Here is a 13,546-nt window from a genome sequence, read left to right on the forward strand (position 1 = left end):
GTCCTCAGTCTTCGAATCGCATCCCGTGCCGCGCCTTCACCGCGGCGATCGACTTCAGCACCTCGGTGATGCACTCGTCGCGATAACGCTCGAGTTCCTTGATGCTGCGCGTGCCCTGCTGTTCGGTCGTGCCTTCGACGACGCTGTCGATCAGCGCGTCAGTCAGCGTGGGCGCGACCAGCTTCGTCCACGGCAATTCGAGCGCGGGGCCGAACTGCTGCATGAAGTGTCGCATGCCCGCATCGCCGCCCGCGAGCGTGTAGGTCAGGAACGTGCCCATGAACGACCAGCGGATGCCCGCGCCGAAGCGGATCGCGTCGTCGATCTCGCCGGTCGTCGCGACGCCTTCGTTGACGAGGTGCAGCGCCTCACGCCACAACGCTTCGAGCAGCCGATCGGCGATGAAGCCCGGCACTTCCTTGCGAACGTGCAGCGGCCGCATGCCGAGCTTGCGATAGATCGCCATCGCGCCTTCGACCGCCTCCGGCGACGTGCGCGCGCCGCCGAGCACCTCGACGAGCGGCAGCAGGTAGACGGGATTGAACGGATGGCCGACCACGCAGCGCTCCGGATGCGTCGCCCGTGCGTAGAAATCCGTCGGCAGCAGCCCCGACGTCGACGACGCGATGATCGCGTCGGGCTTCGCCGCGCGGCTGATCTGCTCGTGCAGTTCGAGCTTCAGCGCCTCGCGCTCGGGCGCGCTTTCCTGGATGAAATCCGCGTCGGCGACGCATGCCTCGATCGTCGAGACGAAACGCAGCCGCGCAGGGTCGGCGCCCGGCGCGAGGCCGACGCGTTCGAGCGCGGGCCACGCATTCGCAACGTTCGCGCGCAGCCGCGCTTCCGCGCCCGGCGCCGGGTCCCATACGACCACGTCGAGACCGTGCGCGAGCGCGCGGGAAATCCATCCGCTGCCGATCACGCCGGTGCCGATGGCGGCGAACGTCTTGATGTCGGTCTTCACAGCCATGTCAACGCATCCTTCAAATCAGGGGAAATCGGTGGGCGGCCGCGCCTGTGCGCGCCGCCATGTCGTATCAATCAGTCGGCTGAAAACTCACGCGAACTCGGCGATCGCACGGCGTTCGAGCGGACGCTCGCCGCGGGCCGGCAGGCCGAGCTTGCGGCGGCCTTCGGCCGGCGTCAGCACGCGGCCACCAAGGCGTTCGATGACCTCTCGCGCGCGCTCGACGAGCGTGCCGTTGGTCGCATGCACGCCGCGATCGAGCCAGATGTTGTCCTCGAGGCCGACCCGCACGTGGCCGCCGAGCAGCATCGCCTGCGCGACCATCGGCATCTGCATGCGGCCGATCCCGAAGCCGGCCCAGTGCGCGCCCGGCGGCAGGTTGTCGACCATCGCCTTCATCGTGCCGGTATCGGCCGGCGCGCCCCAGGGAATGCCGAGGCACAGCTGGAACAGCGGCGGATCGTCGAGCAGCCCTTCCTTCAACAGCTGCTTCGCGAACCACAGATGGCCCGTGTCGAAGATCTCCAGTTCCGGCTTCACGCCGAGTTCCTGGATGCGCTTCGCGCCGGCGCGCAATTGCGCGGGCGTCGATACGTAGATGTAGTCGCCATCGCCGAAATTCAGCGTGCCGCAGTCGAGCGTGCAGATCTCGGGCAGCAGTTCCTCGACGTGCGCGAGGCGCGTGAGGCCGCCGACCAGGTCGGTGCCCTTGCCGAAACGCATCGGGTCCTCGCCCGGGCCGATCTCGAGATCGCCGCCCATGCCGGCCGTCAGGTTGATGATCACGTCGACGTCGGCCGAGCGGATGCGGTCGACCACTTCGCGGTACAGGTTCGGGTCGCGGCTGCCGCGCCCCGTCTGCGGATCGCGCACGTGGCAGTGCGCCACCGTCGCGCCGGCCTTCGCGGCCTCGATCGCGGCGGCCGCGATCTCCTTCGGCGTGACCGGAATCGCCGGATGCTTGCCGACCGTATCGCCCGCGCCGGTGACGGCGCAGGTGATGATGACTTCATGGTTCATGCTGGTTGCCTCGTTTGAATCGGGTTGTGTCGCAATGCGGATGTTTCGTCAGGGCGCGCCGCGTGCGGCGCGCGGGCCATCCATCACAGGCCGAGATACGCCTTCACGGCCGGCAGGCCATCCTTGCCGTCGAACGTCTTGACGCCCGCGAGCCACGGATCGAGCACCTGCGGGTTCTTCTTCAGGTACGCCTTCGCGGCATCGGCCGGCTTCGTCTTGTTCATCACCGACTGCATCAGCTGGTTCTCGAGCTGCGTCGAGAAGCGCAGGTTCGTGACGAGCTTGCCGGCGTTCGGGCAGCGTGAAATGAAGTCGGGCGCGGTGAGCGTGTACACGCGCGCTTCGCCGTAGTTCGGCCCGAACGACGCATCGCCGCCGGACAGATAGTTCATGCTGATCTGGATGTTCATCGGATGCGGTTCCCAGCCGAGGAAGACGACCCACTTCTTCTCGCGGATCGCGCGCTCGACGGTCACCAGCATCCCGGCCTCGCTCGATTCGACGAGCTTGAAGCCGCCGAGCCCATACTGGTTCGTGTCGATCATCTTCTGGATCGTCGCGTTCGCGCTGCTGCCCGGCTCGATCCCGTAGATCTTGCCGTCGAGTTCCGCGCGGTGTTTCGCGATGTCCTCGAAGGTCTTCAGGCCCGCCTGGTATTCGTAGCTCGGCACCGCGAGCGTCGCCTTCGCGCCCGACAGGTTCGGCGGTTCGACGACGTTGATCGACTTGCTGTCGAGGAACGGCTGAAGCTGCTTCTGCTGCACGGGCCACCAGTAGCCGAGCGATATGTCGAGCTGCTTGCTCTTCAGGCCGGCGAACGAGATCGGCACCGACGCGATCGTCGTGGTCGGCTTGTAGCCGAGCGCCTCGAACACGGTCGACGCGAGCGCCGTGGTCGACGTGATGTCGGTCCAGCCGATATCCGCGAAACGCACGGTGCGGCAAGTCGCGGCATCCGTTTCGGCCTGCGCCGCGTGCGTGAACGCGCCGGTCGCCAGCACGGCCGCGGCAAGCGCGGCGATCTTCGTCGACTTCATGGTTCGTTTCCTCCCGGTTTGACTCGCGGCAGCCGGTGCGCGGGGTGTGCCCGGCCTGCATCGTGGGAGTAAAAGTAACGAGCCATATTGGCCGCGAGAAGACCGGCGGCGACCTGTTCTTGACTATTTGCGACTATGAGTGGAAACCACTAGGTTTGCCGAGAGGCTTGATAGACGGGGTTTGCACGCGCATTTCCGATGGATTCAGCTTGTCCACATGCGGCGCGGCGCTTTCGATTCGACCCGGACGAAACGGCATGCCGCTGCGGCTTCGGTTCAGCGCTGCTTGCGCCGCGTCGACGAACGCGTGTCACGGGCACGTGTGAAGCTGGCCCGGCCTCCAGCAGCCGAAAGAGCGTTTCGTATTGCGGAATCTACGCCGAATTCCTGCGCCCCCGCCTTTTCGTCGCTTGAAAACTTGTTTTGCATTGCAAAAATCGCAACGTATCTCATTGAAAAACAAGAAAAAATAATGTCTTATGTCTTATATAAGACATCGTCAAAAGCTCGATGGGCGGCGTTACTATTTATCCCATGCAGTCCGCTTCGACAGACGTAGCGGACACGCTCAACCCGTTACTCAAACGCGCTTTGCTCCCAGGAGATTGACATGGCCCAGTATCAAGACGACATCAAGGCAGTTGCCGGTTTGAAGGAAAACCACGGCAGCGCGTGGAATGCGATCAGCCCCGAGTACGCCGCCCGCATGCGTGCCCAGAACAAGTTCAAGACGGGTCTGGACATCGCCAAGTACACCGCGAAGATCATGCGCGCCGACATGGCCGCCTATGACGCCGATCCGGCCAAGTACACGCAGTCGCTGGGTTGCTGGCACGGCTTCATCGGCCAGCAGAAGATGATCTCCATCAAGAAGCACTTCAACAGCACCGAACGCCGCTACCTGTACCTGTCGGGCTGGATGGTCGCTGCGCTGCGCTCCGAGTTCGGCCCGCTGCCGGACCAGTCGATGCACGAAAAGACCTCGGTCAGCGCGCTGATCCGCGAGCTGTACACGTTCCTGCGCCAGGCCGACGCCCGTGAACTGGGCGGCCTGTTCCGCGAACTCGACGCCGCCAAGGACGCGACCGCGAAGGCCGCGATCCAGGACAAGATCGACAACCACGTCACGCACGTCGTGCCGATCATCGCCGACATCGACGCCGGTTTCGGCAACGCGGAAGCCACGTACCTGCTGGCCAAGCAGTTCATCGAAGCAGGCGCATGCTGCATCCAGATCGAAAACCAGGTGTCCGACGAGAAGCAGTGCGGCCACCAGGACGGCAAGGTCACCGTGCCGCACGAGGATTTCCTCGCGAAGATCCGCGCGATCCGCTACGCGTTCCTGGAGCTGGGCGTGGACGACGGCATCATCGTCGCCCGTACCGACTCGCTGGGCGCCGGCCTGACCAAGCAGATCGCCGTGACCAACACGCCGGGCGACCTGGGCGACCAGTACAACTCGTTCCTCGACTGCGAAGAACTGTCGGCCGACCAACTGGGCAACGGTGACGTCGTCATCAAGCGCGACGGCAAGCTGCTGCGTCCGAAGCGCCTGCCGAGCAACCTGTTCCAGTTCCGCGCCGGCACGGGCGAAGCGCGTTGCGTGCTCGACTGCATCACGTCGCTGCAGAACGGCGCCGACCTGCTGTGGATCGAAACGGAAAAACCGCACATCGCCCAGATCGGCGGCATGGTCAGCGAGATCCGCAAGGTCATCCCGAACGCGAAGCTGGTGTACAACAACAGCCCGTCGTTCAACTGGACGCTGAACTTCCGTCAGCAGGCGTACGACGCGATGAAGGCCGAGGGCAAGGACGTGTCGGCCTACGACCGTGCGCAGCTGATGAGCGTGGAATACGACGAGACGGAACTGGCCAAGCTGGCCGACGAGAAGATCCGTACGTTCCAGGCCGACGCATCGCGTGAAGCCGGCATCTTCCATCACCTGATCACGCTGCCGACGTACCACACCGCCGCGCTGTCGACCGACAACCTGGCCAAGGAATACTTCGGCGACCAGGGCATGCTGGGCTACGTGGCCGGCGTGCAGCGCAAGGAAATCCGCCAGGGTATCGCCTGCGTGAAGCACCAGAACATGTCCGGCTCGGACATCGGTGACGATCACAAGGAATACTTCAGCGGCGAAGCAGCGCTGAAGGCGGCAGGCAAGGACAACACGATGAACCAGTTCTGATACCGGTCATCTCCAGGCGAAACGCCAACCCGATACGGGTTGGCGTTTTTTTATGCCCCGATCACCCGCACGAACGCGTCCGCCAGCACCGTCGGCTCGACCGGCAACACCAGCGCGCACACCGACCTGGCGTCGTCATCGGAAATCGGCACGAAGACGACCCCGTCGATCCCGAGACTCGCCATCCGCTCCGGCACGATCGCCACGCCCTGCCCGGCCGCGACGAGATTCAGCATCGACGTCTTCGGCGACACGATCCGCGCGGTCGCCGGCACGAATCCGCGCTTCAGGCAAAGATCGATCACGACGCGCGCGAGCCCGCCCCGCTCCCGATACACGGCCGATACGAACGGCTCGTGCCGCAGCCGCGAGATCGCAATACGCTTGCGGCTCGCCAGCGGATGATCGGCCGGCACCGCCGTGCACAGACGCTCGGCCACAAGCTCGACGAAGCGCACGCGCGGATCGCGGCGCAGCACCGGCAAACGAACGATCCCGATATCGGCATTGCCGTTCGCGATCTCCTGCACCTGATCCTCGGACGACGCGCGATCGAGATCGATCCGCGCGCCCGGGCACGCGCGCATGAAGCGCTCGAGCACCGGCATCAGGCTGCCGACGGGGACGGTGCTCGAATGCAGAAGCCGCAAGACCCCCGCTTCGCCGCGCGACAACTGCGCGCCCTCGTCGGCCGCGGCGGTCAGGGTCGCCGGAATCGACGCCACGCGATCGCGATAGAGCGCGCCGGCGGGCGTGAGCCGCACACCCCGCGGCTCCCGGTCGAACAGCGGAAACCCCAGCTCGTCTTCCAGTTGACCGATCTGCCGGCTGAGCGCCGACTGCGCGACGTGGAGCGCGCTCGCAGCCGGCGTGAAGCCGCCGAGATCGGCCACGGTCAGGAAATACTGGATTTGCCTCAGGGATGGCATGCCGAAAAGAGATGGATGAGCGCCCGATTTGATATTTGCGTTATACCGTCGCGCTTTCCAGAATGGAAGCCTGCCGTGCCGGAGCCGCCGTCACGGCCACTTCGCCGGAGCCTGCCTCGTCGTGACTACTCTCCTGTCCTATCTGCTGGTCGTTGCCGCCGGCGTCAGCGTGGCGTTGCAACAGGTGCTCAACGCCAACCTCCGTGCGCAGCTCGGCTCGCCGTGGTGGGCCGGCTCGGTCAGCTACCTCGTCGGCCTCGCCGCGATGCTCGTCGTTGCGCTGCTGTCCCCGCATCCGCGCTTGAGCGGCACCGGCACCATCACCGGTGCCGGGTCGTGGTTCAGCTGGACCGGCGGAATTTTCGGCGCGGCGTTCGTCGGCATCGCGATCCTGATGGTGCCGCGACTGGGCGCCGCGACGACGCTCGCGCTGATCGTCGTCGGGCAGATGACCGGCGCGCTCGTGTTCGACCACTTCGGCGTACTCGGCATCCAGCAGCATGCGGCCAGCCCGATCCGCCTGGCCGGCGCGGCGTGCCTCATTCTCGGGGTGGTGCTGGTTCGCGCGTGACGACGTGTCGCGTCGCTGCCGCGTGCGCGTGCGTTGCCGAACCGTCGGCAACGCGCGCACCCGCCGCGACGCTCACGCGTAGTTCATCATCACCGACTTGCTTTCCGTGTACTGGTCGATCACCGCGCGGCCGAGTTCGCGACCGAAACCCGACTGCTTCATCCCGCCGAACGGCATCGCGTTGTCGAGCAGCGAGTGGCAGTTGACCCACACCGTGCCGGCCGCGATGCGCGGGATCAGCTTGTGGATCGCGGAAAGATCGTTCGACCAGATGCTCGCGCCGAGGCCGTACGGTGTGTCGTTGGCGCGCTGCACGGCCGTCTCGACGTCGTCGAACGGCATCGCGACGAGCACCGGCCCGAAGATCTCCTCGCGCACGACGCGCATCGCCTGCGTCGTATCGACCAGTACGGTGGGTTCGACGAAGAAGCCGGGGCCGTCGATCGCGCGGCCGCCCGCGGCGGCGCGCGCACCCTCGCCGAAGCCCGAGTCGATATAGCCGCACACGCGCTGGCGCTGCTTCGCCGAGACGAGCGGGCCGATCTGCGTCGACGGGTCCATCCCTGGGCCGATCTTCAGGCTCGCGGCGATCTTCGCGACGCGCTCGATCACGTCGTCGAACACCTTCGCATGGATGTACGCGCGCGACCCGGCCGTGCACACCTGCCCCTGGTTGAAGAAGATCGCGTTCGCCACGCCCAGTGCGGCCTTGTCGGGATCGACGTCGGGCAGCACGATCACCGGCGACTTGCCGCCGAGTTCGAGCGACATCCGCGTCATGTTGTCGAGCGCCGCGTGGCCGATCGTCTTGCCCGTCTGCGTCGAGCCCGTGAACGCGATCTTGTCGATGCGCGGATCGCGCGACAGCGCGGCGCCGGCCGTGTGACCGTAGCCGGTGACGATATTGACGATGCCGTCGGGAAAGCCGGCCGCCTGAATCAGCTCGCCGAGTCGCAACGCGCTGAGCGGCGTATCTTCCGCGGGCTTCAACACCACGGTGCAGCCCGTGGCCAGTGCGGGCGCAAGCTTCCACGCGGCCATCAGCAGCGGGAAATTCCACGGAATGATCGCGCCGACCACGCCGACGGGCTCCTTGCGCGTATAGGTGAAGATCTCGCTGTCCGGCATGTAAGGCATGCCCGCGTCGATCACGCTGCCTTCGATCTTCGTCGCCCAGCCGGCCATGTAGCGGAAGCACTGCGCGGCCATCGCGACATCGAGCCCCTGCGCCACCATCACGGGCTTGCCGTTGTCGAGCGACTCGATTTCGGCCAGCTCGCGCGCGTTCGCGTCGATCAGGTCGGCGAGCGCCAGCAGCAGACGCTCGCGGTCGGTGGTCTTCGCGGTGCGCCACGGCCCCGCGTCGAATGCGCGCCGCGCGGCGGCGATGGCCTGCCGCACGTCGTGCTCGTTCGCTTCGGGCACCCGTGCGAGCACGGTGCCGTCGGCCGGGTTCACGACGTCGAGCTGGCGACCCGACGCCGCATCGCGCCACTCGGCACCGATCAGCATCTTCTTCGGCTTCGCGAGAAACGCGCGCGTGGCATCGAGCAGCGGGAAATGTTCGTTCGTCTCCATCTTCTTGATTCCTCGATTTCCTGAATGGGTCGGTCAATAGCGATCCGTGACACCGTCGATCCCGCGCGCCTGCAACGCGCGAACGAGGCCGGCGCGCACGGTCGCGACGTCGGATAAGGCGGGACGGCGGTGCGCGGCGACTTCGGCTGCCGTATAAGGCTTGAAGTCTCGCGGCAGGGCGTCGCGGTTCATGGTGGTGAGTACCCAGTTGAGCACGTCGGCGAGGTCCTGGTCAGACAGCGCCGAGTTCGACGCGCCGGGCACGCGCATCACGTACTCGCGCCCGGCCGGCAGATGCGTGAAATAGCCGAGCGAGTTGGCAAGCGGCGGTACCTTGCCGGGGATACCATCGCCCGTCGCCGTGTGGCAGCCCATGCAGTTGAGCACCCAGTGCTGCCGCGCGAGCGCCGCGTCGGCCGCGCCTTCGGCATGCACGGGTGCCGCGATCGAACCCGCGACTACTCCGGCCAGCATCAGCCACGACGACAGCCGACGCGACACGCTGCCGAGCCGCGATGACACCGCACACCGTGCGCGGGCCGCGGCATCGCCGAAACGGGGCGCGCACGCGAGCGTCACAGGCCAAGCCCCTTGATGACGATTTCGCGTTGCGCATGAACGGCCGTGCCGTCCATCGCCTTCGCACGCGCCGCACGGATATCGGCCGCCGTGAACGGCTTCGCGTCACCATGCTGCGTGTTGAGATCGAACACGACGTAGTTGAGCACGTGCGCGATGTCGTCATCGCTCGCGCTCGCGAACGACGGCATCTTGAAGTTGTAGGTCTTGTCGCGCACCTTGATCTCGCCGAACATCCCGTGCAGCAGCGTCGCGACCAGTTGCGCACGCCCCCGCTCGGCCGTCGCGTACTTGCCCGGATACTCGGTCAGCGGCGGCGCGAGGCCGTGCTGCCCCTTGCCGCCCGCCTGGTGGCACACCGCGCACTGCGCGTCGAACACGCTCTTGCCGGCCGCGTAATGCACGGTTTCCTGCGCGCCGGCGGCGCCCGCCAACACGAAGCCTGCCACGGCCGTCATGCATGCGATGACGAACTTTCCCGCTTGTTTCCCTTTCATTGTTTTGCCGCTCCCAGCAGAACCGAAACCGAACAGTGATAGTTCGAATTGCCGTTGGCCATGCACCAGTTGATGTCGTTGTTCAACGACAGCTTGTACAGCGGCTTCTCGCGCTCGTTGCGGTTGCAGAAGCACTTTCCGCACGACGTCTTGCCGCAGCAGTCGTTGTACGACACGATGTAGTCCGAACCGTCGTGCGGGTTGCGGCACGTGCCGATCCACGTGATCGGCGAAGGCGTCGTGCCCGGCGGGCAACTGCTCGACGTGCCGCCGCAGCAACTGCACAGCCAGCCGTCGATCGCGCAGTATTTCCAGTAGTCGCAACTCATCGGATCGTCGCTTGCCGCCGATGCGGCGCTGCCGGACGCCCCCGACGCGCCCGATGCCGCATCGGCCGCATACGCGGTGCGGTCGACGGGCAGCAGCGGCAGCATCGCCGATCCCACCAGCACCTTGCCGAGCTTCGCCATCGCGCCGCGCCGCGAACTGTGCTGCGCGACGCCGCGCGCCGACCGCTCGAACCATGAATCAAACAGGCCCATGTCGTTGTTCTCCCTTGACGTTGAAAGAGGTGCGGCGCGTCATGCGTGCTGCGCGTGTGCGTCGTGGTCGTGGCCGTGATCGCCGTGCACGAACTGCTGCAGCGATGCGACGCCGCGCTCCTTCGCTTCGAACAGGCTCTCGAGATGCTCGCGCGTGTTGACGAGCCCCTTCGCGCGCACCGTGCCGGTTTCGTCGAGCAGCACCGCGTACGGCAGCTTGCCGATCTGGTACGCGAGGCCGAGCTCCTGCGACACCACGTACGGGAAGCGCCCGAGGTCGTGCTTGCGCGCGAAGCGCGTGTGTTCGTCGACATCGCCGTCGCTCGCGAGCACGATGTTCACCGGCGTCGCTTCGCTCGCCTGCAGCGACGGCAGCAGCGGCAGCAACTTCTTGCAGACGGGGCACGTCGGCGACAGGAAGAACAGCAGCGTCGCCTTGCCCGACGCATCGAAGCCGCCGACCTTCACCTGCGCGCCGCGAATGTCGGTCAGTTCGAACGTCGGCGCGATCGCGCCGACCGCCGGCCCCTTGTCGATCATCAATGCGCCGGCCGGCATGATGCGTTCGTACAGGATGCCGATCTGGCGCACGAGCGCGAGGCAGATCGCGCCGAGCGCGAGGACGGCCGCCCACAGCAGGGCGGTGGAAACGGTGAGAGCGGTTTGCATCATGAATTCCTCAGGTGGGAAAGGCGCGGGTCGTTGGCGAGCAGCACGTCGACGGTGAGCAGCGCGCAGACGATCAGCAGCACGGAGAAGAACAGCGTCAGGTAGTCGAACCACACGACCGCGCGTGCGCCCGGCTCGACGAGCGCGGTCGCGGCCAGCGCGGCGAGCAGCAGTGCGCGCCCGACGTGCAGCCAGCCGATGCCGCGCGGTGCGTCCGCACGCGCCGCCGCGAAGCCGGAACAGCCGCAGTCGATGTCGGTGTGGCCGCGCAGAAGATTGATCGCAATCGCGGCGGCGAAGGCCACGAGCAACGCGATCAGGCCGATCGCGCCGGCCGTGCGCGTATCGGGAAACAGCAGCGCCGCGGCGCCGACGGCTTCCGCGAGCGGAATCGCGAACGCGACGGGCGCGGTCAGCGCGTCGGGCAACAGCCGGTAGCCGGCGAGCGCCTGGCTGAACGCGGCGGGCCGGCGCATCTTCGCGAACGCGCCGAGCAGCACGACGACGGCGGCGCCGGCCTGCGCGCTGGTGGCAAGTACGGGATCGAGCGTCATCGCGGCCTCACGGGTTGACGAGCAGCGACGACGTATTGCCGATCTGCTTCTCGACGTTCTGCAGCTTGCCGGTGCGCGCATCCATCACGACGAGGTCGGACGTCGCCGTCAGCCCGTAGAACAGCGGCTTGTCGTCCTCGCTGACCTGGATCGACACGAGCGGATCGACCTTCTGCTGCGCGAGATCCCAGCGCGCGATACGCTGCTTCGACTTCAGGTCATACACCCACACCTGCGTGCCGGGATCCTTGTGCGAGCCGTCGCCGCCCTGGTGCATCAGCACGTAGTAGCGGTTCTGCCTGGCCTGCACGGCCGTCTGCTGCATGCCGCCCGGGCGCCAGCCTTCGGCGCGCTCGGCATCCGTCAAGAGCGGCCACGGCTTGCCGAACGCGGGCTTGTCGCCGCTGAAATCCGCGCTGCGCACGTTGCCGCCGTAGGTCGTGAACAGGTAGTCGCCCTTGTAGCGCGACGCGTTCACGAACGCCGGATCCTTGTCGACGTCGATGAACACATCCGACATCGTGCGCTTCGCTTCCTTGCCGTTCGCATCGAGCGTGACGGTCAACGCCTTGCCGCTTTCGCACAGCGCGGTGAAGCGGTCATTGCCCGACGGATAGGCGAGCACGCAGGCCGCCGTGTCGATCTCCGACAGCACCTGCTTCGACACCGCATCGATCACCGTCATCGAAGCGGCCGGCGTGATGTTCGCGACGTACAACCGCTTGCCGTCCGCGCTGAACGCGGTGTTGTACGGCGACGGCACATGCTGCGCATGCTTTGCCGGAATCACGATCTCGCCCGCGTGATCGAGCGTCGTGTTGTCGGTCATCTCGACGACGTCGGTACGCGTGCCGTGCGAGCCGCGCGAGAAGTAGGTCGTCGCGACGAAGCTCGTCCTGTGGTCGGGCGAAATCGCGAAGCCGGGGCCGAAGCCGCCGTCGATCTGGCCGAGCAGCTTCTTCGCATCGGCGTCGTACACGTAGATGCGTCCGTCGGTCATCGACGGCATCGAGATGTCGACGATATAGACCTCGTGCGGATGCCATGGCGGCATCTTCTGCACGACCAGTTCCTCCGGCTTTTCCGTCGCGTTCGCGCCGCCGACCCATGCCGCCGCGAACGCCAGCGTCGCCGCGAGCACCGCGGTTCGTCGCCTTGTCCTCATGTCGCCTCCAGTTGGGGAATCACGTGATGTGGGGCGACTGTAGTTCGACAATAAATCCGGTCAGCACCCGGACCGGCACCGCGTGCGTGCCGATTCGGGATATTGGAAAACCGCCTGAAAGCCGCGCCGGCCGGAGGCTTCCGACCCTCTGACGAATGCGCGCGGAATAGCGCTCCCCCTTATTGCGCCGACCGCGCGGTCGGTTTAATCTTGCGCGGTCCTGATCGACGCACCCGGAGGCGCTGTGTTCGTGTTTCACGAGAGGTTCGACAACGCGGACCGGCATGCCGAGGCGCTGCGCGGCTGGCACCAGCGCTACGATCAGATCGGCTCCGGCGCGTATCGCAGCGCAGTCAAGCATGCGGTGCTGGACGGCATGCAGTTGTTCCAGGAAACCGCCAACGTTCGCATCATCCAGCGCGGAAGATTGCCGCACGACCAGACGGTGTTCGGCATGCCGCTCACCGGCTCCGGCACATTCGCATTCGGCGGCGCGCGCATCGAGCGCGGCACGATGGTGATGGCGCGCGGCGGTGCGCCGTTCGAGCTGCATTCGCCCGACGACATGTCGCTGATTGGTGTCGTCGCCGATCGCGCGCTGATGCAGCAGGTCGAGGATGCGGCCGACGTGCGCGTCGACGAAGCCGCGTTGCGGCGCGGTGTCGTCGACATGCCCACCGCCGTGCTGATGCGCGCGAGCGTGCAGGTCGCCACGCAACTCGAGCGCGTGCTGTCGGCACCCGATACCTACCGTGACGCACGCGCGCAACGCGAACTGCGCGGCGAGATCGGCAACGTGCTCGTCGATCTCCTCACGTACCGGATTCCCGAGCCTTCGAACCGTCTCACGCACGCCTGTCGCGCCGACATCGTGCGCCGCGTGCATGACTACGTGATCGGCCATCCCGAAGCACCGGTCGACGTGCTGAGCCTGTGCACGCAATTGCGCGTGAGCCGGCGCACGATGCAGAACAGCTTCCAGTCGGTCGTGCAGACCAGCCCGTTGAACTACGTGCGCTCGCTGCGCCTGTCGCAAGTACGGCGGATGCTGCTCGATACGCGGCAGGCCGACCTGCCGATCAGCGACGCCGCCGCGCGCTGGGGTTTCATTCATCTCGGGCATTTCGCGAACGCGTACAAGGCGCAGTTCGGCGAGTTGCCGTCGGCCACCGCGCGCCGGGCCGTGCGCGACGCGAAAACGCGCTGAGCCCGCGCAAAACCCGCGATAATCTTCCGCTGACCGT

14 protein-coding genes are annotated in these 13,546 nt (G+C 66.4%); 3 read left to right on the top strand and 11 right to left on the bottom strand.

All coding sequences use genetic code 11. The annotated features are described in order from the left end of the window. Positions 1-4 precede the first annotated feature (4 nt). From CFB50_RS30120 to CFB50_RS30130, 3 genes are all read right to left on the bottom strand, one after another. Entirely contained in the window at positions 5-970 is a 966-nt protein-coding gene (locus CFB50_RS30120; protein ID WP_089448199.1) for an L-carnitine dehydrogenase, read from the bottom strand. Between the two features lie 87 nt (positions 971-1,057). Then, positions 1,058-1,987 carry a 3-keto-5-aminohexanoate cleavage protein gene (locus CFB50_RS30125; protein ID WP_089448200.1) on the bottom strand — a complete coding sequence of 310 codons (930 nt, stop codon included), beginning with the start codon at positions 1,985-1,987 and terminating at the stop codon, positions 1,058-1,060. A gap of 83 nt (positions 1,988-2,070) precedes the next feature. Beyond that, positions 2,071-3,024, bottom strand: coding sequence for a choline ABC transporter substrate-binding protein (locus CFB50_RS30130; RefSeq protein ID WP_089448201.1), 954 nt, complete (start codon positions 3,022-3,024; stop codon positions 2,071-2,073). A 610-nt stretch (positions 3,025-3,634) separates the two neighbouring features. Here CFB50_RS30130 and CFB50_RS30135 point away from each other — a divergent pair. Then, positions 3,635-5,218, top strand: coding sequence for an isocitrate lyase (locus CFB50_RS30135; protein ID WP_039356605.1), 1,584 nt, complete (start codon positions 3,635-3,637; stop codon positions 5,216-5,218). A 50-nt stretch (positions 5,219-5,268) separates the two neighbouring features. Here the strand turns inward: CFB50_RS30135 and CFB50_RS30140 are convergent, their stop codons facing one another. Further along, positions 5,269-6,147 carry a LysR family transcriptional regulator gene (locus tag CFB50_RS30140; protein ID WP_089448202.1) on the bottom strand — a complete coding sequence of 293 codons (879 nt, stop codon included), beginning with the start codon at positions 6,145-6,147 and terminating at the stop codon, positions 5,269-5,271. Positions 6,148-6,268: 121 nt separating this feature from the next. Here CFB50_RS30140 and CFB50_RS30145 point away from each other — a divergent pair, with 121 nt between their 5' ends. Continuing rightward, positions 6,269-6,718 carry a DMT family transporter gene (locus CFB50_RS30145; RefSeq protein WP_069252339.1) on the top strand — a complete coding sequence of 150 codons (450 nt, stop codon included), beginning with the start codon at positions 6,269-6,271 and terminating at the stop codon, positions 6,716-6,718. 72 nt (positions 6,719-6,790) lie between these two features. Here CFB50_RS30145 and CFB50_RS30150 read toward each other — a convergent pair whose 3' ends face one another. The 7 genes from CFB50_RS30150 to CFB50_RS30180 all read right to left on the bottom strand — a co-directional run bounded on the left by CFB50_RS30150 (position 6,791) and on the right by CFB50_RS30180 (position 12,302). Continuing rightward, a complete protein-coding gene (locus CFB50_RS30150; RefSeq protein ID WP_089448203.1) occupies positions 6,791-8,296 on the bottom strand; it encodes an aldehyde dehydrogenase family protein in 1,506 nt (501 codons plus the stop codon). 33 nt (positions 8,297-8,329) lie between these two features. Continuing rightward, positions 8,330-8,770, bottom strand: coding sequence for a c-type cytochrome (locus tag CFB50_RS30155; protein ID WP_231937922.1), 441 nt, complete (start codon positions 8,768-8,770; stop codon positions 8,330-8,332). A 101-nt stretch (positions 8,771-8,871) separates the two neighbouring features. Then, positions 8,872-9,372: a c-type cytochrome gene (locus tag CFB50_RS30160; protein ID WP_089448204.1), complete on the bottom strand. Its 501-nt coding sequence runs from the start codon at positions 9,370-9,372 to the stop codon at positions 8,872-8,874. Next, positions 9,369-9,914 carry a methylamine dehydrogenase light chain gene (locus CFB50_RS30165; RefSeq protein ID WP_089448205.1) on the bottom strand — a complete coding sequence of 182 codons (546 nt, stop codon included), beginning with the start codon at positions 9,912-9,914 and terminating at the stop codon, positions 9,369-9,371. Before CFB50_RS30165 ends, CFB50_RS30160 begins: the two co-directional genes overlap by 4 nt. A gap of 39 nt (positions 9,915-9,953) precedes the next feature. Beyond that, positions 9,954-10,586 (bottom strand): methylamine dehydrogenase accessory protein MauD, encoded by a 633-nt coding sequence (gene mauD, locus CFB50_RS30170; RefSeq protein WP_089448206.1) that lies wholly within the window; start codon positions 10,584-10,586, stop codon positions 9,954-9,956. Next, positions 10,583-11,137 (bottom strand): MauE/DoxX family redox-associated membrane protein, encoded by a 555-nt coding sequence (locus CFB50_RS30175; RefSeq protein WP_069252344.1) that lies wholly within the window; start codon positions 11,135-11,137, stop codon positions 10,583-10,585. Before CFB50_RS30175 ends, mauD begins: the two co-directional genes overlap by 4 nt. A gap of 7 nt (positions 11,138-11,144) precedes the next feature. Next, positions 11,145-12,302 (bottom strand): amine dehydrogenase large subunit, encoded by a 1,158-nt coding sequence (locus tag CFB50_RS30180; RefSeq protein WP_069252345.1) that lies wholly within the window; start codon positions 12,300-12,302, stop codon positions 11,145-11,147. A gap of 244 nt (positions 12,303-12,546) precedes the next feature. Here CFB50_RS30180 and CFB50_RS30185 point away from each other — a divergent pair, with 244 nt between their 5' ends. Further along, positions 12,547-13,509 carry a helix-turn-helix domain-containing protein gene (locus CFB50_RS30185; protein WP_089448207.1) on the top strand — a complete coding sequence of 321 codons (963 nt, stop codon included), beginning with the start codon at positions 12,547-12,549 and terminating at the stop codon, positions 13,507-13,509. The last annotated feature ends 37 nt before the right edge of the window (positions 13,510-13,546 follow it).

Source organism: Burkholderia sp. AU33423 (assembly GCF_002223135.1).
Lineage (GTDB): Bacteria > Pseudomonadota > Gammaproteobacteria > Burkholderiales > Burkholderiaceae > Burkholderia > Burkholderia lata_D.